Origin of the sequence: Salipiger sp. PrR002 (assembly GCF_010500775.1) — a bacterium.
Lineage (GTDB): Bacteria > Pseudomonadota > Alphaproteobacteria > Rhodobacterales > Rhodobacteraceae > Salipiger.
Window position 1 is genome coordinate 73,297 of the sequence record NZ_JAAGOU010000008.1, and the last position, 24,882, is coordinate 98,178.

Here is a 24,882-nt window from a genome sequence, read left to right on the forward strand (position 1 = left end):
TTAATGTGCAGGCCGAGAGGCAGGGGACCACACGCGTGATCACACGCCGCCCGGCCGCAAAACCTGAGGAGTACTGACATGGAGCTCGATGTTGTCGAGCTGTCGCGCCTGCAATTTGCAATGACGGCGCTCTATCACTTCCTCTTCGTGCCGCTGACGCTGGGTCTGTCGATCCTCGTGGCGATCATGGAGACGGTCTATGTGATGACAGGGCGTCCGATCTGGCGGCAGATGACGAAATTCTGGGGCACGCTGTTCGGGATCAACTTTGTTCTCGGCGTGGCCACGGGGATCACCATGGAATTCCAGTTCGGCATGAACTGGAGCTATTACAGCCACTACGTGGGCGACATCTTTGGCGCGCCGCTGGCGGTCGAGGGGCTGATGGCCTTCTTCCTTGAGGCCACTTTCGTCGGCCTCTTCTTCTTCGGCTGGGACCGGCTGTCGCGCGTCGCGCACTGTGTTGTGGCATGGCTGGTGGCGATCGGCTCGAACTTCTCGGCGCTGTGGATCCTCATCGCCAACGGCTGGATGGTCAATCCGGTGGGCGCGGAGTTCAACCCCGAGACCATGCGCATGGAGATGACCAATTTCTTCGAGGTGGTCTTCAACGAAGTGGCGCAGGCGAAATTCGTGCACACCGTCTCGGCAGGCTACATCACCGCGTCGATCTTCGTGCTGGGTGTTTCGGCCTGGTACATGCTGAAGGGCCGCCATGTGGAATTGGCGCGCCGGTCGATCTCGGTCGCCGCCTCCTTTGGCCTTGCCGCCTCGCTGTCGGTAGTCGTGCTGGGTGACGAGTCCGGCTACTCGGCCAGCCACACCCAGAAGATGAAGCTCGCCGCGATCGAGGCCATGTGGGAGACCGAACCCGCGCCCGCGCCCTTCACCCTGATCGGCTTCCCGGATCAGGAAGCGCGCGAGACCCATTACGCGGTGCATATCCCGTGGGTCATGGGGCTGATCGGCACGCGCTCTCTGACGCAGGAAATCCCCGGTATCAACGAGTTGGTGGCTGAATCCGAGGTGCGCATCCGCTCGGGCATCACCGCCTATGACGAGCTGATGACCATCCGCGAGCAGCGCGACGCCACCCCGGCGGATGTGCGTGCGAGCTTCGAGGCGCATTCCGCCGATCTTGGCTATGCGATGCTGCTCAAGCGCTATGTGGATGACCCGCGCGAGGCCACCGAGGCGCAGATCAAGATGGCGGCAGATGACACGGTGCCCGGCGTCTTCCCGCTGTTCTGGTCGTTCCGTATCATGGTCGCGCTCGGCTTCTCCTTCATCGCGCTGACCGGCCTCTTCTTCGTGCTCAGCAACTTCCGGCGCGGCGCCTACCCGCGTTGGGCGCTGATGATCGCGGTGGCGTGGATCCCGATGCCGTGGATCGCCGCAGAGATGGGCTGGATCGTCGCCGAGTTTGGCCGTCAGCCGTGGACCGTGGACGGCATCCTGCCCACCGCGCTCTCGGCCTCCCACCTGAGCGTCGGCGATCTGCTGTTCACGCTGGCGGGCTTTGCGCTCTTCTACACCGTGCTCTTCATCGTCGAGATGGGCTTGATGCTGAAATACATCCGCAAGGGGCCGCAGGAAGACGTCGAAGAAACCGAGAAATGGATGGCGCGTCACGAGCACCGTCTGCGCACCCATGACGGCAAGGGTCCCTTTGCCGAAATGCCCGCGGAGTAATTGTCATGATTTTGCATGAGCTTATCAGCTTCGAAATCCTCCGGCTGATCTGGTGGGCGCTTCTGGGCGTGCTGCTGATCGGGTTTGCCCTCACCGACGGGTTCGACATGGGCGTCGGGGCGCTGCTGCCCTTCGTCGGGCAGACCGACACCGAGCGCCGCGTGGTGATCAACACCATCGGCCCGGTCTGGGAGGGCAACCAAGTTTGGTTCATCCTCGGCGGCGGCGCGATCTTCGCCGCATGGCCGCCGCTCTATGCGGTCAGCTTCTCGGGGTTCTACCTTGCGATGTTCGCGATCCTCGCGGCGCTGATCCTGCGCCCCGTGGGCTTCAAGTACCGCTCCAAGCGCGACAGCGCCAAATGGCGGAGCAGCTGGGACTGGGCGCTCTTTGTCGGCGGTGCGGCTCCGGCGCTGCTCTTTGGTGTGGCGGTGGGCAATGTGCTTCTGGGCGTGCCCTTCCACCTGACCGAAGACCTGATGCCGATGTATGACGGCACCTTCTACGGCAAGTTCCTCGGGCTTTTGCGTCCCTTCGCGCTGCTCTGCGGGGTGGTCTCGCTGTCCATGCTGATCATGCATGGCGCGGCGTGGCTGTCGGTGAAGACCCAAGGCATGATCGCCTTTCGCGCGCAGCGCATCGGTACCGTCGCGGGGCTGATCGCCGCGGCAGGCTACGCGCTGGCAGGGCTCTGGCTGGCCGTTGGCATCGACGGGTTCCACATCACGTCTCAGATCGTGACCGACGGCCCGTCCAACCCGCTCTTCAAGGATGTGCTGCACGAGGGCTCTTGGCTGATGGCCTATGTAGAGCGCCCGTGGATCATCGTCGCGCCGCTGCTCGGCTTCGCGGGCATTCTCATGGCGGTGCGCGGGCTGCGCGACGGGATGGAGGTCTCGACCCTGCTGTGGTCGAAGCTCGGTATCTTCGGCGTGATCGCCAGCGTCGGGCTGACCATGTTCCCCTTCATCCTGCCGTCGACGGTGGACCCGCGCAGCTCGCTGACGGTCTGGGACAGCTCGTCCTCGCATCTGACGCTCTTTGTGATGCTGGTGGCGACGGTGATCTTCCTGCCGCTGATCCTCGCCTACACGGCATGGGTCTACAAAGTGCTCTGGGGCAAGGTCACCGAAGACGACGTGACCAGCTCGCACAGCGCTTACTGAGAAAGGAGACAAGACCATGTGGTATTTTGCCTGGATGCTCGGCCTGCCGCTGGCGGCGCTCTTTGCGGTGCTGAACGCGATGTGGCTGGAACTGCGCGAGGATGCGCGGATGATCGAGGAGGCGGAGAACGGCGACGCTCGCTGATCTTCGAGACCTTATGCGACAGGGCGGCTCCGGCGGGGCCGCCCTTTTTTTTGTGGTGTGGTGGGGCAGGGTGCACGCGCAGGCGGCACCGCATCAAAATTGGCCAAAGATCAGCGAAGTTAGGCTTGGCCCCGGATTGCAGACAACGCTCGACCAAAAGCCGCTTCCGCTTGGGGGCGCTAAGATTGTAGACAATCTACATTAGTGATTGATTCCAGAGACTGTCTGATGACCGGCATGATCAAGCGCGAAACAATGGGTGCCCAGCTGAGCAGTCTGCTGCGGGCTGCGATCCTCTCGGGCGAGTTCGAGCCTGGCGAGGCGGTGACAGAAACCGCGCTCTCCTTAAGGTTCGGTGTGAGCCGCGGGCCGATGCGCGAAGCGATGCGGCACCTGATGGATGAGGGCCTGCTGGTCACCGTCCCCTATACCGGCACACGGGTGCTGCGGCTTACCTCGGGCGATATCGACGACATCTATTCCATGCGCATCTGTCTGGAGGTCTTTGCCTTCGAACAGATCTGGGACCGGCGGGATGATAGCTTCCGCGACGCGCTCAGGGCGCGGCACGCGACGCTGCTCGCGGCCATCGATGCGGGAGATGACATCCGCTCGATCGACGCCGAGCTTGATCTGCACGGGCTTGCGTATGAAACCTGCGGCAACGGCATCTTGCTGAGCAGCTGGAGCGGCATCCGTGCGCGATTGCAGCTCTATTGGGCGGAGCACCATCGCGCCCATGGCATCACTGGCCCCAAACGGGAAAGCCACGACGATTACGTGCGCCTTGCTCTGGGGGACAGCTGCGCGCGGATGACAGAAGAGATCCGCGCCCACATGCGCCGGGGCCTCGACAAGACCATGGCCTTTGTCGCGTCGCTGGAGGCCGCGACCCCCGGTTCCGAGAGCGCAAAGCAATGAACGCCACTCCCTCCGCCCGTCCGTCACAGGCGTAAAGCCTCATCCGGCACGTCGGCAAAGCCGCGTCCTGAACACCCCGAAATGAAGGTAACACCATGACCCCTCTCAGCAGTTCCTCTTCCCAGAGCTACGTCAAAGACCCGCGCAACGACGGCGTGGAAATCTATGTGAATGGCGCGTTCTTCCCGCGCGAGGAGGCCAAGGTCTCGATCTTCGACGCGGGCTTTGTGTTGGGCGACGGCGTCTGGGAAGGCATCCGCCTGATCAAGGGCAAGCTTCTCGCTATCGACGAGCACATCGACCGGCTCTTCGAAGGCGCGCGTTCCATTCAGCTTGATATCGGCTTCGACAAGGAAGGGCTGGTCGCGGAAATCTGGAAGTGCCTGCGCCACAACAAAATGGAAGACGGCGTCCACATCCGCATGATGATCTCGCGCGGGCTCAAGTCCACGCCGAACCAAGACCCGCGCTTCATCGTCGGCGGCGCCACCATCGTGATCGTCGCCGAATGGAAGCAGCCGAACCCCGAACTGAAGGCTACAGGTCTCAAACTAATGACATCGACCATCCGGTGCTCGACGCCCGACGTCTTTGATCTTCGCCTCAACTCGCACAGCCGCCTCAATTTCATCCAGGCGCTGATCCAGGCGATCAACATGGGGGCCGATGAGGCGCTTATGCTCGATGATCGCGGTTTTGTGGCCTCCTGCAATTCGACGAACTTCTTTATCTTCCGGGGAGACGAACTCTGGACCTCGGATGGTCTGACCTGTTTCAACGGCATCACACGCAAAAAGGCGATCAAGGTCTGGAAGGATGCGGGCTTCACCGTGCGCGAGGCTCCTTTCACGCTCTCCGAGGTCTACTCAGCGGATGAGGCTTTCGTGACCGGCACCCTTGGCGGCATCACGCCAGTTGCAAGCATCGACGGTCGTCCCATTGGCGCGGGCAAGCCCGGACCGAAAACGGCCAAGATGACTGATCTCTACCAAGCCTTCATCGAAGGCTGAGCGAGGGCCGCGCTCGCCCAATCACTGTTGCCGCCGGTTGAGCCGAGGCGCGGGGACTTGCACGTCCTAGAGGCACTCCTAAACGGCCGATTGTCGTGCGTGGTTTCTGAAGGTAATCCGCGTGCGACAGATGGATGCCGGAATCGCGGATTTCGGCATCCGCAGCGCCACAGTCCATTAGATGCCGGGCGGCGTGGCCGTAGTGCCTGGAGCGGGTACCACCGGCGCAGCAGGGTCGAGACAAAACCAAACTGCGCGAAGCTCCTCGGCCAGCAGCTGCAGTCCCGTGCTCTCGACCGCCAAGTGGCGGCGGCCCAGATCCGGGTGGCTGTCCTCTACCGTTTCAACGCACTCGGACTCCTGATGGCCGTGGCCGCAGGATAACTGCGCCCGTGGAAAGAGGGACCGACAGGGGCGGGCCAACCCGCCCTGAACTCATAGGCTTTCTGGAATTTGTGCTGTTTTCACGCCCTGACACCTAGGGAGATGAAACAAAAATTAATATTTCACGACAGCTTCACTGCGAAATCTTGTGCCAATCACGCCTGCTTCACGCTGTGTCGGCAAGTTTAGTTTACGTATCGTAAAGCGCGGACGCCTGCACGGCGGAGCACCGAAGAAGGGGGATTTGCGATGATTGGGCGAATCGACACCGACAAAGAGCGGTTCAAGGTCATTGAGGGCGGTCGCGGCCCCAAGGGCGCGGTGCCACCCTGCGTGCAACTGCCACCGCCGCCGCAGATGGGTTCGGCGGAACTGGCGGCGGAGATGGCCGAGCTTTACGCCATGATGCTGCTGCGGGACACGCCCTTCTCGGCGATGACCGACCCGCATCACGCGATCTGGATCGATGGCCGCACCCGGTTCACCCTGCATGAGCTTCTGTGCGAGATGCGCAGCCTCAGCTGGTACGATCATGAGCGGCGCACGGCCACTCCCGGTGAGCCGGGCGTGCGGCGGCGTCAGCTTCGGCTGAACCGGGAAGGCCAGCTGACGCTTGCCAGCATGTATCGCGGAACGCTCGCGCCGGCGGCTCCCGGCGGGCAGCCGCTGTCGCTGTTCCACTGGATCGATCGCTGTGCGCCGGACCTTCTGGCAGAGCCCTGCGCCGCGCCGGATGCAGAGGCTCCGATGTCGGCGTGGGTCGACTGGATCGGCGCGCAATCAGGGGCGGCGCTTGCTCTGGCAACTGCCGAGCCTTCGGCGATGTCGCCGCTGGTGACGCCGCGCGATCTGGCGTTCCGCATGCAGGACAGCCATCCTTGCCGCGTCTATTACAATGCCGCGCTGATGCTTCTTGCCCGGGGCAGCGAGTTCGATCCGGGGCTCGAGCCACAGGGGAGCGAGGACCCGGTGAGCGCCCAGCGGCTTCTGTCGCTCATGGCGGAGGGAGCCGAACGGGCGTTCGAGGCGGCGATGCGGCTCCGGGGCCGCGATGATCGCAGCAGCCCGCCCGCTACGACGGCGGCGCGGCTGGCGGCGATCCTTGGCCGCGACGAGATTCCGGCAGGCACCGCGCCCGAGTTGCGCGGCGCGGCAGAAGATCTGCAGACCTATGCGCCGAACCTGCTGCACTGGGTGAGCCGCTGGAACGCCGCGCGTGGACGCACGCGCCGGGCCAATGCGCCCTACATGCTGTCCGAGCTTGAGGTGGGCGGCCTGCGGCGGCATCCCTCCGACGCCGCGCTGCAGGTGGTGGTGGCCGGGGCGCTCTCGACGCTGTTCAAGGCGCTCTTCAACACCCGCCCGGCGCCGCACCTGCGTATGGCGACCGATCCCGCGCCCGGGTTCGATCTGGCAGTGGAAGCGGATCAACTGGCTGCCGATGTCGCGCTGTCTGCCGCCGCGAGCGGAGCGCAGTTTCAGGCCGAGAGCCATCAGAACCTGCGCATCGGCGAGGCGCTGGCCCTGCAGGTGCTGCGCGGCTGGCTGGCGCAACTGCCGCAACGGGCCTCGATGGATCTGACCAACTTCGACGGCAAGCCGCTGCGGATCGAAAGCCACATCGGCCGCTTGGGTGCGCCGGAGGTGGCGTTGCGCCGTGACGGGCGCCCGGCGCGCTTCCCGTTGGTGGCGGATCGTCCCGATGCGCATCTGGCGGTGATCTGAGCCCGGCTTGATGCCGATCAAGGTGGCGACCTTCTGGGCGGGGCAGTCTGACCTCAGTCACAGGAGGTCGCCATGTTCATCGCCAGACCCAGAGCAGCGAGCCGCGCGGTTGCGCGCAGCCGTTCGCCGATCCATCCCTTTGCCATGACGCTGCCGCTGATCGCCGCCGCCCTGCTGTTGATGGCGGGTGCGGTTGCCGCCGGACCGCAGGACGCAGACGCGGGGCAGGCGCTTTACGCCAAGCATTGCGCCACCTGCCACGGCCTCGAAGGGCGCGGCGATGGGCCGATGGCGGGGGTGCTGATGATCAAGCCGGTGAACCTGAGCGAATTGAGCGCCGCCAATGGCGGAAGCTTTCCGCTCGAGCGCGTGGTGAAACGCATCGACGGGCGCGACCCTCTGGTCAGCCACGGGTCCCCAATGCCGGTCTATGGAGAGTTCTTCAGCTATCGCACGGATGAGGTGAAGCTGGAGGATGATCTGGCGACGACGCAGCCGGTTGCCGACCTCGTGGCCTATCTCACCAGCCTGCAGCGCGCGGAATAGGCGCTCACCTGCCGTCACGAAAACTTCGTCAGCGGATGCAGGAACCGCACACTCTTCCCGCGGGTTTCTTTCCCATAAGCAACCTCAGGAGGACCGGTTATGAACTGGGACCAGATCGAAGGCAATTGGACGGAATTCAAAGGCAAGGCACGCGCGCAATGGGGCGAGCTGACCGATGACGAGGTGCAGCAGGCCAAAGGCAACCGTGAGCAGCTTGCCGGGCTGATCCAGAAGAAATACGGGATCGCCAAAGAAGAGGCCGAAAAGCAGGTCTCGGAGTGGCAGAACAACCTCTGACCGCAGCGTAAACGACGATCGGCGGGGCCCATTCGGTCCCGCTTTTTGCTGCGCGGGCAGGAGGTTTTTGGGGGGCGCTCAGTGGCAGATGTTGCGCGTCTCGGCGCCTTTCCACGGGATGATCACATCGGCCTTGTCGAGTATCTCGTCGAGCCCGCCGATTGGCATCTCCTTAGAGATCATCGCGCGCAGTCGCGAGGTGCGCGGGGCGCTGGGGTCAAGCACTTGGCAGCAGACATATTCCTCGACGATGGCGCCCTGCTGCTCGTAGCCGTGGCTGAGGAAGCTCGCGTTGCCCTCGGGATCGAAGAGATACGGATCGGCTGAGACCTGATGCTCGGTGGCCGCCTTCAGCGGCGTGTAGCCGGTACGGGCGCGGTTCTGCCATTGCCAGACGTGGGTCATCTCATGGGCAAACAGCATCGCGCCGTAGAGGTTCAGGCGCTCGGGGTAGCTGGCCATATAGTCGTCGAGGTAGACATCCTCGCGGTAGAAGATGTGATTGAACAGCGTCAGCGCCGCCGGAGAGACGGTGACGGTTCCACCTTTCGACGGCGGCCAGATGCGCTCCATACAGGTCAGGCGCGGACGCACGGGCCGCTCGAAGGTGACCGCTTTCGAGGCGAGACCGTCATGAAAGCGAACCTTGCCCGTATTGATCTGCGGGCCCTGCATGGCCTGCAGGAAGGCCACCTCATTGGGTGTCAGGGGGCGGCCGCAGGCGGCGAGACCCAGCAGCAGGATGAGGCAGAGAAGGGACTGTGTGAGGCGGCGCATGACCAAAGACTGAGCCGCTTTTCGGCAAGTGTTCAAGGGGTTTGGCGCGCAATGGCGAAATTGCCCGGAGGCAGGCCCGAGATCTCGAGGATGAGTTTCTTCTTCACCGCCTCGGCGAAACTGCCCCGCGTCTCGGCGGTGACCACAAAGGCACCAATGCCGCCGATGATCTGCTCTTCATAAAGTGCCTCGAGCCCGCCATGCGCGCGGCCGGGGTCATCAGGGCTGAGGATCGGCAGGGCGTTGATGGTGACGCCAGCCTCGAGCACTTTGGCGCGGGCCTCGGCGATCGGGGGGCCTGCCCAGTTGTTGGCGCTGTCGCCGGAGAAATCTATGACCCGCCGCCAACCCTCGATGTCATTCTCCTCCATCTGCCGCAGCCCTTCCAGCAGCGCCGCACCGATGGCGTTGCGCCCGAAGGCCAGACGCGGCTCGTCCAGCAGGGCGGCGGCAAATCCTTGGGCGGCCTCGGGGCTGTCGATCAGCGTCCAATCCACCACCCGCGCCTGATTGGCGGCCCATTCCACATAGGTCACCGCGATGTGGCCGTAAGCTGTTCCGGCGATGACCGTCAAAACCTCGGGATCGGTGATCGCGGCAGCGTAGCCTTCGCGCTGGAACTGCAGTTCCTCCGCAGAGATGGACCCGGAGGCATCCGCCAAGAGCACAAGTTCAAGGTCCGTGTCCTGCGCATGCGCCGGGATGGAAAGGCAGGTCACGAAAGCTACGATCAACACAAGAGAACGCACAGGCATCTCCATGTAGAGGCAGGGATCGTGACAGGGTGCCATCTTGCATCCGCTCTGCCTAGCCTGACGTGGCCTACGGGCGGTAACGCTATGATTGCGCTGCGGCTCAGGATGCGTCAGAGTCGACGGACAGTCGATGGCACGTCAGAGGGGATGCGTACGCTGCCGCAGCACTAGGGGGGTCACTTCGTGGCTATCTCGGAGAAGTCGTTACTTGCTGCTGAACTTGCCCTCGGGCTCCTGCCGCCGCAGGAGCAGGACGAGGGGATGCGTGCTGCTGCCGGTGACCCCGAACTCAGCGCCGAGATGGATTTCTGGGAGAGCCGTCTGATCGGCTTTGCTGGACCCGTCGATGAGGTCGCCCCGCCGCCGCGGGTGTTCAACGCCATTCAAAACCGGCTTTTCGCCGAGGAAGAACCGCGCAGCTTCTGGCAGGAAATGCTCGCTCCGGAGAACCGCGGCTGGCTGATCCTTGCCGTCGCGGTGAAGCTGGGCGTGATCGCCCTGCTGGTTTACGCGCTCTTCTGAGCGGGCTGGGACGTGTCGCCGAGGGCACGGCCAAGGGTCATCCAGATCGCAATCGCCGCGACCACGGTCGCCAGAAGCGCCACGAGCAGCAGGTCCAGCCGGCCGCTCACCCCGTCTTTCAGGGCGTAGAGTGCAACGGCAATCAGCGGGATATGCACCAGCACAAAGCTGGTGATCTGTAAGCGCAGAAGCATCGTTTTGGTCATGGCTCGCCGGTCGTGTCTGAGGTCTACACCCATAGGGTGAGACATCCGTCTTCGGAAAACAACAGATTTACACTCACATTTCGCAGCGTCGCGGACGCGGCGAGGCACATTCCCCGCTTACACGTCCAGTTCTTCGACGAAACGGGCATTCTCTTGGATGTACTGGAAGCGCAGTTCGGGCTTTTTGCCCATCAGACGCTCGACCAGATCGCCGGTTTCGCCGGGCTCGTCCTCGTCGATGGTGACGCGGATCAGCTTGCGGGTTGCCGGATCCATCGTCGTCTCTTTCAAGTCCTTGGCGTCCATTTCGCCCAGACCCTTGAAGCGCTGCACGTCGATCTTGCCCTTGCCGCCCAGACCCTTGGCCATCATCACCTCTTTCTCGGCGTCGTCGGCCACATAGATGCGGCGCGCGCCCTGCGTCAGCCGGTAGAGCGGCGGACAGGCGAGATAGAGGTGACCGCCGTCGATCAGCGGGCGCATCTGCGTGAAGAAGAAGGTCATCAGCAGCGATGCGATATGCGCGCCGTCGACGTCGGCGTCGGTCATGATGATGATCTTCTCGTAACGCAGATCGTCGATGTTGAACTTGGTGCCGAGGCCGACGCCAAGCGCTTCGCAAAGATCGCGAATCTCGGCGTTCGAGCTGAGCTTGTTGGAGGCCGCGCCCAGCACGTTGAGAATCTTACCCTTCAGCGGCAGCAGCGCCTGCGTCTCGCGGAAGCGCGCGCCCTTGGCCGACCCACCCGCCGAGTCGCCCTCGACGATGAACAGCTCGGTGCCCTCGCGGCTCTTGGCGGTACAATCGGTCAGCTTGCCCGGCAGGCGCAGCTTCTTGGTGGCCGATTTGCGCGCGGTCTCTTTTTCCTGACGGCGGCGCAGACGCTCTTCGGCGCGCAGCACGAGGAAATCGAGGATCGCGCCCGCCGATTTGGTGTCGGAGGCCAGCCAGTTGTCGAAGTGGTCGCGCACCGCGCCTTCGACGAGGCGCTGCGCTTCGGTGGTGGCGAGGCGGTCCTTGGTCTGGCCAACGAATTCCGGCTCGCGGATGAAGCAGGACACCAGCGCGCAGCCGCCGGTCATCAGGTCATCGCGGGTGATCTGGCCCGCCTTCTTGTTGTTCACCAGCTCGCCATAGGCGCGGATGCCCTTGAGGATCGCCGACCAGAAGCCCGCCTCATGGGTGCCGCCCTCGGGGGTGGGGACGGTGTTACAGTAGGACTGGATGAAACCGTCGCGCGACGGGGTCCAGTTGATCGCCCATTCCACCTTGCCCGGCGCGTTGAACTTCTCGCGGAAGTCGACGGTGCCCGAGAAGGGTTTGTCGGCGTAGGTGCTCGCCGTGCCCAGCGTCTCGGTCAGGTAATCGGCCAGACCGCCGGGGAAGTGGAAGGTCGCCTCCATCGGCGTGTCGCCATCCTCGATGGCGGACTTCCAGCGGATCTCGACGCCCGAGAAGAGATAGGCCTTGGAGCGCACCATCTTGAGCAGGCGCGAAGGCTTGAAGCGGTGGTGGCCGAAGATTTCTTCGTCGGCATGGAAGGTGACGGTGGTGCCGCGGCGGTTGGGGGCGGCGCCGATCTTTTCAGCCGGGCCCTGCGGGATGCCGCGCGAGAAGCGTTGCTCGAACAGCTCCTTGTTGCGCGCCACCTGCACGACCATCGAATCCGACAGCGCGTTCACCACCGAGGCGCCCACGCCGTGCAGGCCGCCCGAGGTCTCATAGGCGTCGCCCGAGAACTTGCCGCCCGCGTGCAGCGTGCAGAGGATGACCTCGAGCGCGGATTTGCCGGGAAACTTGGGGTGCGGGTCGATCGGGATGCCGCGACCGTTGTCGCGGATGGTGATCGAATAATCCGCCAGCAACTCCACCTCGATGCGGTTGGCGTGACCGGCCACCGCCTCGTCCATGGAGTTGTCGAGGATCTCCGCCACCATGTGGTGCAGCGCGCGCTCATCGGTGCCGCCGATATACATGCCGGGGCGCTTGCGCACCGGTTCAAGCCCTTCGAGAACCTCGATCGAGGAGGCGTCGTAAGAGGTGGCTTCGGTCGCGGCGAGAAGATCGTCTGCCATGTGGTTGCTGCTCGTTCCCGGATTCTGATTGGACCCGAGTATGGCAGAGCGAAGTGGGCGGGAAAAGCCCCGCACCCCATCATCATGGGGATGACGCTGTGAATCAGGCCGGATCTTGTGGTTTGATGCTGGACCAATGGGCGCCCATGGCGACGATGCACGACGTGCCAGAGGCGTAGCTGATGACCATGGTCCAGTTGTCGCGCGCATCGAGCCAGAGCTCGACAACCTCGTCGGGGCTGCGCAGGCCGGTGGAGGCGAGGGACGCACCCTGCTGGCGTTTCAAGCGCTTGGTCATATGCGCCGAGGGCTCGCACAGCGCGTCGGCGATGGGCGAGGCGGCCGCTGCAGGCTGGCCGCTCAGGCAAAACCCGCACAGCATGAGGCCGCAGAGTGCGAGGCCTAAAGCTGCCGGGATGCAGGCGTCCCGGCGGGGAATCGAGAACATGCGCCACATACAAAAGAGTGTAACGCCTTCATGACAAATTCCCTAACGGCGCGGAGGCCGCGCGCAAAAGAAAACGCCCGGCCTCGGAAAGAGGCCGGGCGCGCGTCCAAAGCTTGGCAGCTTCGGACGTCCGCGATCAGAAGCGGTAGTTCAGCGAGACGTTGAACTGGGTGTTCTTCAGTTCCATGTCGTCTGCGTCGAAGTCGGTGAACTCGTTGTAGGTGAGCTCGGTGCCGACGGTCCAGTTGTCGGTCAGGAAGGTCTCGGTGCCGATCCCTGCGAAGTAACCGTCGGAGTCGCCGCCGTCGATCTCGCCGCCGCTGGTGTAAGCGCGGGCGTAACCGCCGGTGCCGTAGACCATGGTGTTGCCCATGTCGTAGCCGGCACGTGCGCCAACGCGCAGGATGCCGTCGAGATCGCCAGCCGCGCCGAGGTCAGCGTCGCTCCAGTCGTACTGGACGCCACCACCCAGCACCCAGGTGCCGAAATCGTAGTCATAGTAGGACTTCAGGCCGTAGGTCATCGCCTCTTCGTAGTCGTCGGGCGTGCCATCGGTGTCGAACGAGCCGTAGCCCAGCTGGATACCGCCGGAGAAGCCGGTCCAGTCACGTGCCGGTGCGACGGGCACGGGGGCCGGGGTCACGACGGGCTCGACGACGGTCGGCTCGAGGCTGCCGGCGAACGCGGGGACTGCGACTGCGCTGGCGAGGACTGCCGGGAGGGCGATTTTTGCGAATTTCATCGGGTCTGCTCCATATATTCTTTATGGTTCATCATGTGTTGTCCAAGCTCGCTCTGGAGCGTGTGACTGAGGGTACAACCAAACTTTCGGTCGGATTGATCCACACATGTTGGTCACATGAACGTGCTGTGGCGGAACCACCACGAAAATCGCCAGCGGGATGGGGTCTCGGCCAAATGCAGCCGCCGCGTGAGCGGGGGATGGCAATTTTTGGCTTACGTTTGAAAGATTTCGGAACCCTTTGGTGAGTGGGTGACGCGTGGGAAATCCGCGCCGGAAAGACTCAGCCGGACAGATTCAGAGGGCCGCGTGTGAGGGGGGCACAAGTGATGCACAGCGCATGCACATTCCATGCGCACGGCGCGATGGGCTGGCGTTAACCATCCAGCGCAACAGTCGAAGGCAGACATCCACGCAGGAGCCCCCCATGCGACGCAAGCTGACCGAGATGACCAAGACCGAGCGGATGCACTTTCAGTACGCGGTGGACGCGATGGAGATGGTCGAGCGCGATCTGCTCGACCGAATGTGGGATCGCCGCGGCTGTCCGCCCGATTGGCACGCGATCTGCCGCGAGACCGACCGGCGGGATCTGCGGCGCACGCGCTGCACCATCGCGCTGGATGCGGATGTGGTGAAATTCTTCAAGGCGCTGGGCCCGGGCTATCAGAGCCGCATCAACCGGGTGCTGCGCGCCTTCATGCACTACCGGCTGGCCAAAGTGCTCGACGGGCCGGATACATCGGACTTCATCATGCGCCCGGAACTGGTCGAGGAGCAGGCCCGCAAAGAGCGGACCCGCTGGGGCGACACGCAGAATGATATCGTGCGAACCGAGGTGGCTCCGGACCCGACGCGGCATTTTAAGGGGTGAGGGGGCTGGATGATAGCCCCTCGATTTCAATTGGCTCTCATTAATAATAATTTAAGAAACAATTCGCCAAATGTACTGCGTCAAAAAGCGGAGTATACGATGAGGATTTTGGTGCTATTGATGGCCGCATCAGTTTTGGTCTGCGGGTGTACGGCTAAAATGAGGGTGGGCAACGCATTAACTGAGCGGGGCTTTGTCGCTAAGAATGATCCCTCCTTGGGTCAAGTTTTCCATTGGCTTCCGCAAGGAGGTGAACTACTTGCTTTGGCCTCGGTCAGTGGCGTGAATAAAATTCACAACGCCCCTGCTAACCTGAAAATGAGCTTGGAATCGGGTGTGGAGTTCGCGGGTGGTGCGCAACTCTCTGAAGCCGAGAAAGCGAATCTCGTTGCCGAGGTTTCGGCCCGCACATCCGCAAGTCTTGAAGACGCTATTACGCAGAGCCTCGCCGACGATGGCTTGATTACCTTGCTTATAAATGATTGGCGGAAGAGGCCGGATCTTTGGCTAAATGAGCTCGGTATCTCCGATCGTGGTTGGCCGGAGGATGGCGCTCCATTGTATGTTGCGATGGTCTACGAGCAGACGCTAGCGAGCCGGTTGCGTATACAGGTAGATCAGAAAGCAGCTGCGGGCGGAAAATTCGAATCGGCGATAAAGAAGTTTTGGGGGAACTTGAAGTTTTCAATATCTGACGCGGCTTCCATAGATATTCAGGCGGTAGAAGGTAGAGCGCCAGTTTTCTATAATTTGCTTCTCATCCGAATTAGGATGACCGATGATGGCGTCAAATTTTCGACGGTTCGTGATGGAGACATGCTAGGGATTTTTCGAAAAAGCGTTGCGAGCGGAGGTGTGGCTCGAGTTCAGCTCTGAATTCGCGGCGCGAGCATGAAGGCGAAATAGTTCCAGGCGCAGGTTGTGATCTTGGCTTAGGGTGAGCGCACCAATTCCCGCACCACACACTGCGGTCCGTCTCCGCCGAGTTCCTTCCGCCCCAACTCGCGCCACGCTGCCTCGTCGAAGGCCGGGAAGAACGCATCGGCCCCCTCGACCTCCAGATCGACCTCGGTGACCAGCAGGCGGTCGGCCTTGGGCAGCAGCCCCTCGTACACCGAGGTGCCGCCCATGCCGTAGACGCGGAAATAGCCTTCGGATTTTGCCAAATCCAGCGCCTCATCGAGCGAGGCGACGACGTGCTCGGTCAGCGATGTGTCGCGTGAGACGACGATATTCAGACGGTTCTTCAGCGGCTTGACCGGCAGGCTCTCCCATGTGCGGCGGCCCATGATGAGCGCGCCGCCGGAGGTCTCGCGCTGGAACATCTTGAGATCCTCGGGCTTGAACCACGGGATGTCATTGTCACGGCCAATGGCGCCATTGAGGGCGCGGGCGACGATCAGGGTCAGCATGGGCGGGCCTCACACAGCCACCGGGGCCTTGATGGCCGGGGCGGGATCGTAGTTCTCGAAGATGAAATCCTCGAATTTGAAGTCGAAGAGCGAGGGCACGTCGCGCGCGAGCTTCAGCGTCGGCAGCGGGCGCGGATCGCGGGCGAGCTGCGTCTCTACCTGATCGAGGTGGTTGAGGTAGATATGCGCGTCGCCGATCGAATGGATGAAATCGCCGGGCTCATAGCCGGTGACATGCGCCAGCATCACCGTGAGCAGCGCATAAGAGGCGATGTTGAACGGCACCCCAAGGAACATATCCGCCGAGCGCTGATAAAGCTGCAGATGCAGCTTGCCGCCGATCACCCGCACCTGCCAGAGCGTGTGGCAGGGGGGCAGGGCCATCTCGCCGATCTCGCCGGGGTTCCACGCCGAGACGATGAGGCGGCGGCTGTCGGGCGTGGTCTTGATCATCTCGACCAGCTGCGCGATCTGGTCGACCTCGCCCAGCAGCACGCGGCTTGCGCCATCGTCGCCCATCTCTTCGCGGATGGTGGGGAAGTGGCGCCACTGGTGGCCGTAGACCGGGCCGAGATCGCCGTTCTCATCGGCCCATTCGTCCCAGATCGAGACGCCATTGTCCTTGAGATACTTGATGTTGGTGTCGCCGGCGAGGAACCACAGCAGCTCGTGGATGATCGAGCGCAGGTGCAGCTTCTTGGTGGTGACCAGCGGGAAGCCCTCGGACAGCGGATAGCGGCACTGCATCCCGAAATACGAGATCGTGCCGGTGCCGGTGCGGTCGGTCGAGCGGGTGCCGAGATCGCGCACGGTGCGCAGGGCGTCGAGATACTGGCGCATGGGGCCTCCGGGCTGGTCGTGGTGCCCTTCGGAGATAGCGGATCACGGCGCGGAGGCAAAGCAGGTTTAGGGCGGTTGCGGCGAAAAATCCCCCAGATGTGGGGGTGAGGGGCGTCTGCGGGCCGAGATGCTGTGGCGGCAGAATTGCCTCACTTTGTTAAGAACCCGCGCCGGGCGGAAATCGCGCCGTTGAAAACGCGGCGCAGTTCACCTCAGTGTGATTGCAATCGAGCAGGTAATTGGCGTGCGGGAGGGTTTCATGGAGCGAATTTGGGCACTTGCGGCAATTGCCGCGTTACTGGCTGGGTGCGGAGCGACCAGCGACAGCGAGGATGACGATTGTATCCGCGACAACCCTCTGCAGGAGTGTGAGACCACCGACGACGACAGCACCGAGACGCCGGATGATGTCGATGCGACGGTGGCCAGCTTCAGCTTCGCCGAAGACATGAGCAGCGTCACGGTGCGGATCAACGGGCTCGACACGACGCCGCTGGAGGCCGTCTATGAGCGCAATGACCGCATCACCGATGTGCTCGACATGGACGACTATGTGGCCTTCTCGATCCAAGAAGACCCGCTGGACCGTTTCTTTCTCGCGCTTGGCGGGATGAGCGCGGATGGCAGCGTCTCGGCGGCGGCGGTCGGCGATGGCGGCCAGTTCAACAAGGTGTTCCAAGACGGCTACTACAGCCGCGACGGCGATTTCGATCCGCCGGATTTCGACGATGCGACCAACCCCGAACAGGGGCAGGTGAGCTATGCGGGCGATTATGCCGCCGTCACCAACCTCATCACCAAGGCTGGGGTCGACCTGCAGCCGGTGGGCACATTGCCCGAGGGGTATGAGGATCTTGACGTTCCGGGCCAGCCCTTGCCGATCACCGGGGTGATTTTCCTGAACGTGAACTTCGCCGATGCGGCGTTGAACGGGCAGATCATGAACCGCTCGCTGATCGACATCCGCGGCTATGGTGGCGCGACAGAGGCCGGGAAAAGCGGGATCACCGACGTTATCCTGACCGAGGGCACGATTGACGCCGACGGCGTGTTCAGCGGCACGGCAGAGGATCCGGACGAGGGTGGCATGGGCAGTTTTGCCGGCATCTTCGGCGGCGAGGACGCGGCCTATGTGGCTGGCACCACCGATCTGACATGGTCTCTCACCGCGCCCTTCGGTGACGGCGACGAGACTTACGATATGGAAGAAGTTGGCATGTTCGTTCTGACCCAATGCGGCAAGAGCGGTGCGCGCGAGGATATCTGCGCGCTGGTCAATCCGTAAGGTCAGCCGATGTCTCTGCCGCGCCAAGTCCTTGCGGCCGTCTGTCTGGCCGGTGCGTTTCTCGCGCCGGCCGTTCCGTTGACCGCCGCGCCCGAGGCCGCTTCGGCCGCCGCCCCGTCCGAGGGCACCGTCATGACATTGTCGGCGGCGCAATTGCGGATTGCCGCGCTGCGTGCCGTGCAACAGGGCCGTTTCGCGCTGGCGGCAGAGCTTGGCGCGCTGCTGCTGCGGGTCGATCCCGAGGACGCCTATGGCCATTTCGTCATCGCGCAGGCGGAACTGCGGGGCGGGGATACCAAGCAGGCCCGCCGCGCCGCGCGGCAGGCGCTGCGCTATGCCGAGACAGATGTGCAAAAACACGAGGCGGCGCGGGTCATTGCGGCAGCCTACGCGCGCGACGAGCGGTATTTCCTATCGCAAGTCTGGATGCGTCGGGCGCTGATGGTGGCACCGAGCGAGGCGCTTGAGGCGCGGGCAGGGCGCGAGTTTCAGGCGCTGCGCGGCGCGTCCCGGCTGCGGCTGTCGGCCAATCTGGGCATCGCGCCTTCGTCGAACGTCAATGGCGGCGCTTCGGAAGAGATCAGCACGGTGGACGGGCTGCCGGTGGTCGGCATCCTCTCGCCCTCGGCGCAGGCGCTTGCGGGCACCGAGGCGCAGGGCGAACTGGCGCTGAGCTACGCGATCCAGCGCGATGCGCGGTCCGAAACCTGGCTGCGCGGCTTCAGCTCGGCCCGGCGGGTCTGGCTCACCCCCGAGGCGCAGGACAAGGCGCCGGATGTGGACAATGGTGATTTCGGGTCCTCGGCGCTGGAGTTCGGCGTGCAGCACCGGCGAAGGCTCGGCGACAAGGGTCCGGTGCTGGGCGCGAGCGCCACGCTTGGCCGCGCATGGCAGGGCGGCGAGCGCGCTTATGATTATCGCCGTGCGGCGTTCAGCCTGATCCAGCCCGTGGGCACGCGCAGCGCGCTGATCGCCGGGGTGTCTTGGCAGGGGCAGAGCGACGCGGACACCGAGTTCAACGACGTTCAGACCCGCGGCGCACAGCTGGGCCTGAGCCATGATTTTGGCGCGCCTGGCAAGGTGACGCTGATGCTGATGGGCGGCGAGGCCGAGTCGGACAATGGCCAGATCGCCCGCACCACGCGCGGCGCGCAGCTGGCCTATGCCCCTGCCGAAGCTTTGGGGCCGGTCGAGCTTGATCTGTCGCTGTCCGCCTACAAAAGCCACTATCCCGATTACAGTGTTCTGCTGCCGGTACCGGGCGGGCGCGAAGACAAGACATTCCGCGCCGATGTCGACGTCGCGTTTACCAAGCTCGATTATGCTGGCTTCATGCCGGTGCTCAATATCAGCGGCGCGCGCTCGGACAGCAATGTGAGCCGGTTCGAAACGGAAACCCTGTCTTTCAGCCTCGGCTTCAAGTCGCGCTTCTGAATGTGAAGTCTCGACAAGCGGGCCGGGCCTGCTAGCCTATTGGTCCGGGCTCGGGTCCGGGCCGGTGGTCCGCGGCGCGGCGCGCTGTGCCGGGGGGCCGGGCTGCCGGGGTGCTGGATGCGCCTTGCTGGTCCCGCGATGGGCCAGCCGCATTGAGAGGCCAGCGGCCACGATCAATGGCCGGACTTGAAGACCACACGATCTCGAAGACAATACGACTAAGACGAAAGGGCAAGAAATGCCGATCCGCTATCTGCACACCATGGTTCGCGTGAAGGATCTCGACAAATCCATCGCCTTCTACGAACTGCTCGGCCTGAAAGAGCGCCGCCGGATCGAGAACGAGATGGGCCGCTTCACGCTGGTCTTCCTCTGCCCGCCCGAGCAGGACGATGGCACCGCCGATGTCGAACTGACCTACAATTGGGATGGCGACGATGGGCTGCCGTCGGATTCGCGCCACTTCGGCCACCTGGCCTATTCGGTGCCCGATATCTACGCCGCCTGCCAGACGCTGATGGACGCAGGCGTGACGATCAACCGCCCGCCGCGCGACGGCCACATGGCCTTTGTGCGCTCGCCCGACAATGTGTCGATCGAGCTGCTGCAGCAGGGCGATGCGAAGGACCCCGCCGAACCTTGGGCGAGCATGCCCAACACCGGCCACTGGTGAGCCGAGCCGGTGGGGGTGCGTCTCTCTGCCGTTCTGAGTGTCGGGCTGAGCCTCGGGCTGAGTCTCGGGTTGGGCTTTTTTGGCACCGGCGCTCTGGCGCAGCAGACGCATTGCCGACTGGCGCTGCTTTTGGCGCTCGATGTCTCTTCTTCGGTGGATGACAGCGAGTACCGGCTGCAGAAAGAGGGATTGGCCGGCGCGCTGCGCGATCCCGACGTGCGGCGCGCGATCCTCGAGGGCGGCGGGACCGTCGCCCTCTCGGCCTATGAATGGAGCGGGCGCAACCAGTCGCAGCTTGTGATGGACTGGGTGATGCTGAGCGATGAGGCGTCGATCGACGCCGCGGTCGTCCGGCTGCTGAGCGCACCGCGCAGCTACAACCGCTACCCCACGGCGATGGGCTATGCGCTGGGTTTCGGCGCTGGCATTCTGGAAACCGCGCCGGTTTGCGAGCGGCGGGTGATCGACGTGTCGGGCGATGGCATCACCAATGACGGCTTTCGTCCGCAGCAGGCCTACACGCATTTCCCCTTTGAGGGGGTGACGGTGAACGGGCTGGCGGTGATGGGCTCGGACCCGCGCGTGGTGGAATATTTCGAAGGCGAAGTCCGGCACGGGCCGGGTGCCTTTGTCGAGATCGCCGCGGGCTACGAGGATTTTCTTCGCGCGATGACGCGCAAGCTGTTTCGCGAGCTCAATGATATGATGGTGGGCGAATTGGTGCCCATGCCTGCGCTGCCGGGTCCCGTCGAGACGGAACTGCGCTAGGCCGCGCTTGGCGCGCAGGGGCCGCGACCCTATATCGGGCGCAAGAGCATCTGCGCGGAGTGTGATCCATGGGATATGCAAAGACGGCCCTGCTGATGGCCGCGATGACCGCCCTGTTCATGGGGTTGGGCTATCTGATCGGCGGCAGCACCGGCATGGTGATCGCGCTGATCTTTGCTGGCGGGATGAACGCCTTTTCTTGGTGGAACTCGGACAAGATGGTGCTGCGCATGCATGGTGCGCAGCCGCTGGCACCGGGCGACCGCTTTGGCCTGCATGAGATGGTGGCGCAGCTGTCGCGCAATGCGGGGCTGCCGGTGCCCAAGGTTTATCTGATGGACAACCCGCAGCCCAACGCCTTTGCCACCGGGCGCAACCCGCAGAATGCGGCGGTGGCGGTGACCACCGGGCTGATGCGCAGCCTCTCGCGCGAAGAACTGGCCGGGGTGGTGGCGCATGAGCTGGCGCATATCCGCAACCGCGACACGGCGATCATGACGGTGACGGCGACCTTTGCCGGGGCGATCTCGATGCTGGCCAACTTCGCCTTTTTCTTTGGCGGCTCGCGCGACGAGAACCGCATGGGGCTGGTCGGCACGCTGGCGATGATGTTCCTTGCGCCGATGGCGGCGGGGCTGGTTCAGATGGCGATCAGCCGGACGCGGGAATATGCCGCCGACAAGGCGGGCGCCGAGATCTGCGGCAATCCGCTGTGGCTGGCCTCGGCGCTGGGGCAAATCCAACGCGGCGCGGCGCGGATCGACAATCTGCGGGCCGAGGCGAACCCGGCCACGGCGCATATGTTCATCATCAACCCGTTGCATATGCACAAGCGCGACAACCTCTTTGCGACGCACCCGGCGACCGAGAACCGGATCGCTGCGCTGAAGGACCTTGCGGCGCAGGGTGGTTTTGGTCAGGGCGGATCTCGTCAGAGCGCACATCCGCAGAGCAGCGCCGCGCGTGGGGCAGGATCGGCCGATTGGTCCGGCGCGGGTGACGAGTTCGACGGTGAGGAGCCGAGCCGCCCGAGCGTTGCAGGGCGTCCGCGCCCGGTGCCGCGCAAACGGCGCGGCCGCGACGAGGGGCCCTGGAGTTGATCGGGAGTTGATCAGGAGCTGATCGCAAGCTGACCGAACGCCCGGCCCCGTACATCAAGCCTAATAACCGCGCCTAGTAGATGTAGCGGATCTGGTCGGTCCAGAACCGCTCGAGCCGGCGCAGGCCCGTGTTCACATCCTCCAGCCCTTCGAGATCGACGATCTGCCGCGCCTCCAGCCCTTCGGAGTGGCGGCGGAACAATTCGTCCACCAGATCGCGGATGTGACGGCCCTGATCTGTGAGCCGCACGCGCACCGAGCGGCGGTCAATCTCGCACCGCTGGTGGTGCATATAGCCCATCTCGACGAGTTTCTTGAGATTGTAGCTGACGTTCGAGCCCTGATAGTAGCCGCGCGATTTCAGCTCGCCCGCAGTGACCTCATTGTCGCCGATGTTGAACAGCAGCAGCGCCTGCACTGCGTTGATCTCTAGGATGCCGACGCGCTCGAACTCGTCTTTGATCACGTCGAGCAGCAATCGGTGCAGCCGCTCGAGCAGCGATAGGGTTTCCAGATAGCCCGCCACAAAGCCCGTGACCGGCCGGTTGCCCAAGGAAGCGTGAATGCTCATGACCGTCTCCGCCAGTACCGAATGAGCAATGGTTCTGGCGGGAAAAGACCAAGAATGCGTTAAATCTAGTCAGATGTGCCGAAAAGCGCGAATGTCGCGCTTTCCGGCCCGGCACGATCCGCTTGCAGATCAGCCAGCCGAGGCGACGCGCGCGATGTCGGCGATCAGCGGGCGCAGCTCTTCGGGCGCGGGGCGCTGGCCGGAAATCCACTGATAGAGATCGGGGTCGTATTCTTCCAGCAGCGCCTCGAAGGCGTCGAGCTCTGCGGCGTTCATCTCGTCGAGCTTGGCGTCGCAGTAGCGCACCAGCAGGATATCCATTTCCTTGGTGCCGCGGCGCATCGAGCGCATCCGCAGCCGCTTGAGCCGATGCTCATGGGTTTCCCCGGTTGTCTGAGCCGTCATCTCACGCCCCTTCCTTCAAGAGCTTGCGCAGTTTCTTCTCGAGGCGGCCGAGACGTTCGCCCGCTGCGCGCATTTCGCCGCGCAGCGTGCGGAGTTCAAGCAGCGTTTCATCAAGGTCGGGTGAAATCTGCGGCTCTTCCTCTCCCGGGGCCGAAACCCCGTCGCCTTCGCCGGTGATCAGCCAGACCATCGGCACGTTGAGCAGCCCGGCCAGCATCTGCAGCCGGTTGGCGCGCGGCTCGGAGAGATCATTTTCCCATCCTTGCAACGTCTTGAGCCGCACGCCGAGGCGTTTGGCCAGCGTCTCCTGCTCCATCCCGGCGGCTTCGCGGGCGGCGGCGAGGCGGTCGCCAAAGGTTGCGGCCTCAGGGCCGTACCAGTCGTTCTCGTCTTCCATGACATCTCCTGTCGCGACCTAGGGGAAGTCGCTTGAACGGTGTCGGGCCGCAGCCTATGACATGAGGCGCAGCAATACAAACGGTGGCATAATGTCCTTTCTTTCCGACACTCTCTCTCGCGTGAAACCTTCGCCGACCGTGGCGGTGACCCAGCTTGCCAATGAGCTGAAGGCCGCGGGCAAGGACGTTATCGGTCTTGGCTCGGGCGAGCCGGATTTCGACACGCCCGATCACATCAAGGCCGCCGCCATCGCCGCGCTTGACGCCGGCAAGACGAAATACACCGCGCCCGATGGCATCATCGAGCTGAAGCAGGCGATCTGTGCCAAGTTCAAGCGCGACAACGGTCTGACCTACACGCCGTCGCAGATCTCGGTCAGCACCGGCGGCAAGCAGGTTCTGTTCAACGCGCTGCTGGCGACGCTGAACCCGGGCGATGAGGTGATCATCCCGGCACCCTATTGGGTGAGCTACCCGGATATGGTCAAGCTGGGGCAGGGCGAGCCGGTGTTCATCGACGGCGCGCCCGATCGCGGCTACAAGATCACCCCCGAGCAGCTTGACGCGGCGATCACGCCGAAGACCAAGTGGTTCCTGTTCAACTCGCCGTCCAACCCCTCGGGCGCGGGTTATGCGCGCGCCGAGTTGAAGGCGCTGACCGACGTGCTGATGAAGCACCCGCACGTCTGGGTGCTGTCCGACGACATGTATGAGCACCTCGCCTATGACGACTTCGAGTTCTGCACCCCCGCAGAAGTAGAGCCGGCGCTTTACGAGCGCACGCTGACGGTCAACGGTGTGTCGAAAGCCTACGCGATGACCGGCTGGCGTATCGGCTATGCTGGCGGCCCGGAGCATCTGATTGCCGCGATGCGCAAGATCCAGTCGCAGAGCACCACCAACCCCTGCTCGATCAGCCAATGGGCGGCGGTCGAGGCGCTGAACGGGCCGCAGGAGTTCCTTGGCGAATGGGTCGAGGTCTTCAAGCGCCGCCGCGATCTGGTGGTGAACGCGCTCAACGCGGTGGACGGTATCGAATGCCCGACCCCCGAAGGCGCGTTCTACGTCTATCCGACGATCGACGGTCTGCTGGGCAAGACCTCGGCGGGTGGCACCAAGATCGAGAACGACGAGGCGTTTGCCAAGGCGCTGCTCGAAGAGCAGGGCGTCGCGGTGGTGTTTGGCGCGGCCTTCGGTCTGTCGCCGGCGTTCCGCATCTCTTACGCCACCTCGGATGAGGCGCTGACCGAGGCGTGCAAGCGCATCGCGGCCTTCTGCGAAGGGCTGAGCTGATGAACGGGGCGCTGCCGGACTTCTACTACCGGGTTCGCGACAACGGGGCCATGGTGTTCCGCGTGGACGGCGAGAACCGGCAGCGCCGCATCGAGATGGACCAGATCGCCGTGGTCAATCTCAACAAGGGCGAGATCAAGCCGCATGGCGAGCATGTGCTCTCGGATGAGGAAACCGCCGAGATCACCGCGTGGATGGAGGCGCGGCAGGCGCTTCTGGCGCGGCGGGCGCTCGACGACATTCACCGCACAGTGGATGGGCTCAACGTCACCGCGCAATGGGCGCAGTCGAAGGCCAGCGATGATGACCTCGACGAGGTGACCGATGCGCTGCTGCTGGCGATGCACGACCTGCGCAGCGTGCTGGTGCGGCGGCGGGCGGACCGGATCCTCAAAGGCGCGGCCCAGAAGGACTGAG

General features: G+C 63.7%; 30 protein-coding genes and 1 pseudogene. 19 read left to right on the forward strand and 12 right to left on the reverse strand.

Going from position 1 to position 24,882, the window contains the following annotated elements; translation table 11 throughout:
- Positions 1-78: 78 nt before the first annotated feature.
- From G0A00_RS10405 to G0A00_RS10425, 5 genes are all read left to right on the forward strand, one after another.
- On the forward strand, positions 79-1,692 hold the full coding sequence (locus G0A00_RS10405; RefSeq protein ID WP_164181092.1) for a cytochrome ubiquinol oxidase subunit I: 1,614 nt from the start codon (positions 79-81) through the stop codon (positions 1,690-1,692).
- Positions 1,693-1,697: 5 nt separating this feature from the next.
- Positions 1,698-2,858 carry a cytochrome d ubiquinol oxidase subunit II gene (gene cydB, locus G0A00_RS10410; protein ID WP_066102185.1) on the forward strand — a complete coding sequence of 387 codons (1,161 nt, stop codon included), beginning with the start codon at positions 1,698-1,700 and terminating at the stop codon, positions 2,856-2,858.
- Positions 2,859-2,874: 16 nt separating this feature from the next.
- Positions 2,875-3,003 carry a cytochrome bd-I oxidase subunit CydX gene (gene cydX / locus G0A00_RS10415; RefSeq protein WP_164181090.1) on the forward strand — a complete coding sequence of 43 codons (129 nt, stop codon included), beginning with the start codon at positions 2,875-2,877 and terminating at the stop codon, positions 3,001-3,003.
- A gap of 228 nt (positions 3,004-3,231) precedes the next feature.
- Entirely contained in the window at positions 3,232-3,924 is a 693-nt protein-coding gene (locus tag G0A00_RS10420) for a GntR family transcriptional regulator (protein WP_164181088.1), read from the forward strand.
- Positions 3,925-4,019: 95 nt separating this feature from the next.
- Positions 4,020-4,934, forward strand: a complete 915-nt coding sequence (locus tag G0A00_RS10425; RefSeq protein WP_164181086.1) for an aminotransferase class IV — start codon at positions 4,020-4,022, stop codon at positions 4,932-4,934.
- On the opposite strand, the gene G0A00_RS26860 is transcribed toward G0A00_RS10425, so the two are convergent.
- The gene (locus G0A00_RS26860; protein WP_368667686.1) at positions 4,921-5,112 is read right to left on the reverse strand and encodes a hypothetical protein; all 192 of its coding nucleotides are present in this window, start codon (positions 5,110-5,112) and stop codon (positions 4,921-4,923) included. The genes G0A00_RS10425 and G0A00_RS26860 overlap by 14 nt on opposite strands.
- A 29-nt stretch (positions 5,113-5,141) precedes the next feature.
- On the opposite strand from G0A00_RS26860, the pseudogene G0A00_RS10430 reads away from it, so the two are divergent.
- From G0A00_RS10430 to G0A00_RS10445, 4 genes and pseudogenes are all read left to right on the forward strand, one after another.
- Positions 5,142-5,318, forward strand: a pseudogene (locus G0A00_RS10430) (IS5/IS1182 family transposase); the annotation flags it as partial.
- Positions 5,319-5,567: 249 nt separating this feature from the next.
- Positions 5,568-7,043, forward strand: coding sequence for a bromoperoxidase (locus G0A00_RS10435; RefSeq protein WP_235953008.1), 1,476 nt, complete (start codon positions 5,568-5,570; stop codon positions 7,041-7,043).
- Positions 7,044-7,223: 180 nt separating this feature from the next.
- Complete coding sequence (locus G0A00_RS10440) at positions 7,224-7,589, forward strand: cytochrome c (protein WP_235953022.1); 366 nt, start codon at positions 7,224-7,226, stop codon at positions 7,587-7,589.
- A gap of 99 nt (positions 7,590-7,688) precedes the next feature.
- Positions 7,689-7,886: a CsbD family protein gene (locus G0A00_RS10445; RefSeq protein ID WP_066102137.1), complete on the forward strand. Its 198-nt coding sequence runs from the start codon at positions 7,689-7,691 to the stop codon at positions 7,884-7,886.
- Positions 7,887-7,964: 78 nt separating this feature from the next.
- On the opposite strand, the gene G0A00_RS10450 is transcribed toward G0A00_RS10445, so the two are convergent.
- Together G0A00_RS10450 and G0A00_RS10455 are read right to left on the reverse strand one after the other, a co-directional pair.
- Positions 7,965-8,663, reverse strand: a complete 699-nt coding sequence (locus G0A00_RS10450; RefSeq protein WP_164181084.1) for a hypothetical protein — start codon at positions 8,661-8,663, stop codon at positions 7,965-7,967.
- 32 nt (positions 8,664-8,695) lie between these two features.
- Complete coding sequence (locus G0A00_RS10455; protein WP_164181082.1) at positions 8,696-9,418, reverse strand: DUF1194 domain-containing protein; 723 nt, start codon at positions 9,416-9,418, stop codon at positions 8,696-8,698.
- 183 nt (positions 9,419-9,601) lie between these two features.
- Between G0A00_RS10455 and G0A00_RS10460 the strand changes: the two genes are divergently transcribed.
- The gene (locus tag G0A00_RS10460) at positions 9,602-9,940 is read left to right on the forward strand and encodes a hypothetical protein (RefSeq protein ID WP_164181080.1); all 339 of its coding nucleotides are present in this window, start codon (positions 9,602-9,604) and stop codon (positions 9,938-9,940) included.
- On the opposite strand, the gene G0A00_RS10465 is transcribed toward G0A00_RS10460, so the two are convergent.
- From G0A00_RS10465 to G0A00_RS10480, 4 genes are all read right to left on the reverse strand, one after another.
- Entirely contained in the window at positions 9,925-10,146 is a 222-nt protein-coding gene (locus G0A00_RS10465) for a hypothetical protein (protein WP_066102126.1), read from the reverse strand. The two genes, G0A00_RS10460 and G0A00_RS10465, sit on opposite strands and share 16 nt — an antisense overlap.
- 117 nt (positions 10,147-10,263) lie before the next feature.
- The gene (gene parE, locus G0A00_RS10470; protein WP_164181078.1) at positions 10,264-12,222 is read right to left on the reverse strand and encodes a DNA topoisomerase IV subunit B; all 1,959 of its coding nucleotides are present in this window, start codon (positions 12,220-12,222) and stop codon (positions 10,264-10,266) included.
- 103 nt (positions 12,223-12,325) lie between these two features.
- Positions 12,326-12,670 carry a hypothetical protein gene (locus G0A00_RS10475; protein ID WP_224898749.1) on the reverse strand — a complete coding sequence of 115 codons (345 nt, stop codon included), beginning with the start codon at positions 12,668-12,670 and terminating at the stop codon, positions 12,326-12,328.
- A 136-nt stretch (positions 12,671-12,806) separates the two neighbouring features.
- Positions 12,807-13,313, reverse strand: a complete 507-nt coding sequence (locus G0A00_RS10480) for an outer membrane protein (RefSeq protein ID WP_368667687.1) — start codon at positions 13,311-13,313, stop codon at positions 12,807-12,809.
- Between the two features lie 526 nt (positions 13,314-13,839).
- Between G0A00_RS10480 and G0A00_RS10485 the strand changes: the two genes are divergently transcribed.
- The gene (locus G0A00_RS10485; protein WP_235953006.1) at positions 13,840-14,286 is read left to right on the forward strand and encodes a BrnA antitoxin family protein; all 447 of its coding nucleotides are present in this window, start codon (positions 13,840-13,842) and stop codon (positions 14,284-14,286) included.
- Positions 14,287-14,385: 99 nt separating this feature from the next.
- On the forward strand, positions 14,386-15,162 hold the full coding sequence (locus G0A00_RS10490; protein WP_164181074.1) for a hypothetical protein: 777 nt from the start codon (positions 14,386-14,388) through the stop codon (positions 15,160-15,162).
- Between the two features lie 56 nt (positions 15,163-15,218).
- Here the strand turns inward: G0A00_RS10490 and G0A00_RS10495 are convergent, their stop codons facing one another.
- Both G0A00_RS10495 and G0A00_RS10500 read right to left on the reverse strand, forming a co-directional pair.
- Entirely contained in the window at positions 15,219-15,698 is a 480-nt protein-coding gene (locus G0A00_RS10495; RefSeq protein WP_164181072.1) for a dihydrofolate reductase, read from the reverse strand.
- A 9-nt stretch (positions 15,699-15,707) separates the two neighbouring features.
- A complete protein-coding gene (locus G0A00_RS10500; RefSeq protein WP_066102107.1) occupies positions 15,708-16,538 on the reverse strand; it encodes a thymidylate synthase in 831 nt (276 codons plus the stop codon).
- Positions 16,539-16,797: 259 nt separating this feature from the next.
- Here G0A00_RS10500 and G0A00_RS10505 point away from each other — a divergent pair, with 259 nt between their 5' ends.
- From G0A00_RS10505 to htpX, 5 genes are all read left to right on the forward strand, one after another.
- Complete coding sequence (locus G0A00_RS10505; protein WP_164181070.1) at positions 16,798-17,823, forward strand: hypothetical protein; 1,026 nt, start codon at positions 16,798-16,800, stop codon at positions 17,821-17,823.
- Between the two features lie 9 nt (positions 17,824-17,832).
- Positions 17,833-19,257, forward strand: coding sequence for a hypothetical protein (locus G0A00_RS10510; RefSeq protein WP_164181068.1), 1,425 nt, complete (start codon positions 17,833-17,835; stop codon positions 19,255-19,257).
- Positions 19,258-19,495: 238 nt separating this feature from the next.
- Positions 19,496-19,930 carry a VOC family protein gene (locus tag G0A00_RS10515; protein WP_164181066.1) on the forward strand — a complete coding sequence of 145 codons (435 nt, stop codon included), beginning with the start codon at positions 19,496-19,498 and terminating at the stop codon, positions 19,928-19,930.
- 57 nt (positions 19,931-19,987) lie between these two features.
- Entirely contained in the window at positions 19,988-20,698 is a 711-nt protein-coding gene (locus G0A00_RS10520; protein WP_235953021.1) for a DUF1194 domain-containing protein, read from the forward strand.
- 68 nt (positions 20,699-20,766) lie between these two features.
- Complete coding sequence (gene htpX / locus G0A00_RS10525) at positions 20,767-21,798, forward strand: zinc metalloprotease HtpX (protein ID WP_164181064.1); 1,032 nt, start codon at positions 20,767-20,769, stop codon at positions 21,796-21,798.
- Positions 21,799-21,871: 73 nt separating this feature from the next.
- Here the strand turns inward: htpX and G0A00_RS10530 are convergent, their stop codons facing one another.
- The 3 genes from G0A00_RS10530 to G0A00_RS10540 form a co-directional block, all read right to left on the reverse strand.
- Complete coding sequence (locus G0A00_RS10530) at positions 21,872-22,369, reverse strand: MarR family winged helix-turn-helix transcriptional regulator (protein WP_066102094.1); 498 nt, start codon at positions 22,367-22,369, stop codon at positions 21,872-21,874.
- 129 nt (positions 22,370-22,498) lie between these two features.
- Positions 22,499-22,774, reverse strand: coding sequence for a succinate dehydrogenase assembly factor 2 (locus G0A00_RS10535; RefSeq protein ID WP_164181062.1), 276 nt, complete (start codon positions 22,772-22,774; stop codon positions 22,499-22,501).
- 1 nt (position 22,775) lies between these two features.
- A complete protein-coding gene (locus G0A00_RS10540; protein WP_066102088.1) occupies positions 22,776-23,171 on the reverse strand; it encodes a helix-turn-helix transcriptional regulator in 396 nt (131 codons plus the stop codon).
- Positions 23,172-23,262: 91 nt separating this feature from the next.
- On the opposite strand from G0A00_RS10540, the gene G0A00_RS10545 reads away from it, so the two are divergent.
- Positions 23,263-24,465, forward strand: coding sequence for a pyridoxal phosphate-dependent aminotransferase (locus tag G0A00_RS10545; protein ID WP_164181060.1), 1,203 nt, complete (start codon positions 23,263-23,265; stop codon positions 24,463-24,465).
- Positions 24,465-24,881, forward strand: a complete 417-nt coding sequence (locus G0A00_RS10550; protein ID WP_066102082.1) for a hypothetical protein — start codon at positions 24,465-24,467, stop codon at positions 24,879-24,881. The genes G0A00_RS10545 and G0A00_RS10550 overlap by 1 nt, the downstream gene beginning before the upstream one ends.
- Position 24,882: the final 1 nt, after the last annotated feature.

Bases quoted from the DNA above. Each gene is read 5' to 3' on its own strand.
- G0A00_RS10405 (WP_164181092.1), top strand. From the start codon at position 79: ATGGAGCTCGATGTTGTCGAGCTGTCGCGCCTGCAATTTGCAATGACG.
- cydB (WP_066102185.1), top strand. From the start codon at position 1,698: ATGATTTTGCATGAGCTTATCAGCTTCGAAATCCTCCGGCTGATCTGG.
- cydX (WP_164181090.1), top strand. From the start codon at position 2,875: ATGTGGTATTTTGCCTGGATGCTCGGCCTGCCGCTGGCGGCGCTCTTT.
- G0A00_RS10420 (WP_164181088.1), top strand. From the start codon at position 3,232: ATGACCGGCATGATCAAGCGCGAAACAATGGGTGCCCAGCTGAGCAGT.
- G0A00_RS10425 (WP_164181086.1), top strand. From the start codon at position 4,020: ATGACCCCTCTCAGCAGTTCCTCTTCCCAGAGCTACGTCAAAGACCCG.
- G0A00_RS26860 (WP_368667686.1), bottom strand. From the start codon at position 5,112: ATGGACTGTGGCGCTGCGGATGCCGAAATCCGCGATTCCGGCATCCAT.
- G0A00_RS10435 (WP_235953008.1), top strand. From the start codon at position 5,568: ATGATTGGGCGAATCGACACCGACAAAGAGCGGTTCAAGGTCATTGAG.
- G0A00_RS10440 (WP_235953022.1), top strand. From the start codon at position 7,224: ATGGCGGGTGCGGTTGCCGCCGGACCGCAGGACGCAGACGCGGGGCAG.
- G0A00_RS10445 (WP_066102137.1), top strand. From the start codon at position 7,689: ATGAACTGGGACCAGATCGAAGGCAATTGGACGGAATTCAAAGGCAAG.
- G0A00_RS10450 (WP_164181084.1), bottom strand. From the start codon at position 8,663: ATGCGCCGCCTCACACAGTCCCTTCTCTGCCTCATCCTGCTGCTGGGT.
- G0A00_RS10455 (WP_164181082.1), bottom strand. From the start codon at position 9,418: ATGCCTGTGCGTTCTCTTGTGTTGATCGTAGCTTTCGTGACCTGCCTT.
- G0A00_RS10465 (WP_066102126.1), bottom strand. From the start codon at position 10,146: ATGACCAAAACGATGCTTCTGCGCTTACAGATCACCAGCTTTGTGCTG.
- parE (WP_164181078.1), bottom strand. From the start codon at position 12,222: ATGGCAGACGATCTTCTCGCCGCGACCGAAGCCACCTCTTACGACGCC.
- G0A00_RS10475 (WP_224898749.1), bottom strand. From the start codon at position 12,670: ATGTTCTCGATTCCCCGCCGGGACGCCTGCATCCCGGCAGCTTTAGGC.
- G0A00_RS10485 (WP_235953006.1), top strand. From the start codon at position 13,840: ATGCGACGCAAGCTGACCGAGATGACCAAGACCGAGCGGATGCACTTT.
- G0A00_RS10490 (WP_164181074.1), top strand. From the start codon at position 14,386: ATGAGGATTTTGGTGCTATTGATGGCCGCATCAGTTTTGGTCTGCGGG.
- G0A00_RS10495 (WP_164181072.1), bottom strand. From the start codon at position 15,698: ATGCTGACCCTGATCGTCGCCCGCGCCCTCAATGGCGCCATTGGCCGT.
- G0A00_RS10500 (WP_066102107.1), bottom strand. From the start codon at position 16,538: ATGCGCCAGTATCTCGACGCCCTGCGCACCGTGCGCGATCTCGGCACC.
- G0A00_RS10505 (WP_164181070.1), top strand. From the start codon at position 16,798: ATGGAGCGAATTTGGGCACTTGCGGCAATTGCCGCGTTACTGGCTGGG.
- G0A00_RS10510 (WP_164181068.1), top strand. From the start codon at position 17,833: ATGTCTCTGCCGCGCCAAGTCCTTGCGGCCGTCTGTCTGGCCGGTGCG.
- G0A00_RS10515 (WP_164181066.1), top strand. From the start codon at position 19,496: ATGCCGATCCGCTATCTGCACACCATGGTTCGCGTGAAGGATCTCGAC.
- htpX (WP_164181064.1), top strand. From the start codon at position 20,767: ATGGGATATGCAAAGACGGCCCTGCTGATGGCCGCGATGACCGCCCTG.
- G0A00_RS10530 (WP_066102094.1), bottom strand. From the start codon at position 22,369: ATGAGCATTCACGCTTCCTTGGGCAACCGGCCGGTCACGGGCTTTGTG.
- G0A00_RS10535 (WP_164181062.1), bottom strand. From the start codon at position 22,774: ATGACGGCTCAGACAACCGGGGAAACCCATGAGCATCGGCTCAAGCGG.
- G0A00_RS10540 (WP_066102088.1), bottom strand. From the start codon at position 23,171: ATGGAAGACGAGAACGACTGGTACGGCCCTGAGGCCGCAACCTTTGGC.
- G0A00_RS10545 (WP_164181060.1), top strand. From the start codon at position 23,263: ATGTCCTTTCTTTCCGACACTCTCTCTCGCGTGAAACCTTCGCCGACC.
- G0A00_RS10550 (WP_066102082.1), top strand. From the start codon at position 24,465: ATGAACGGGGCGCTGCCGGACTTCTACTACCGGGTTCGCGACAACGGG.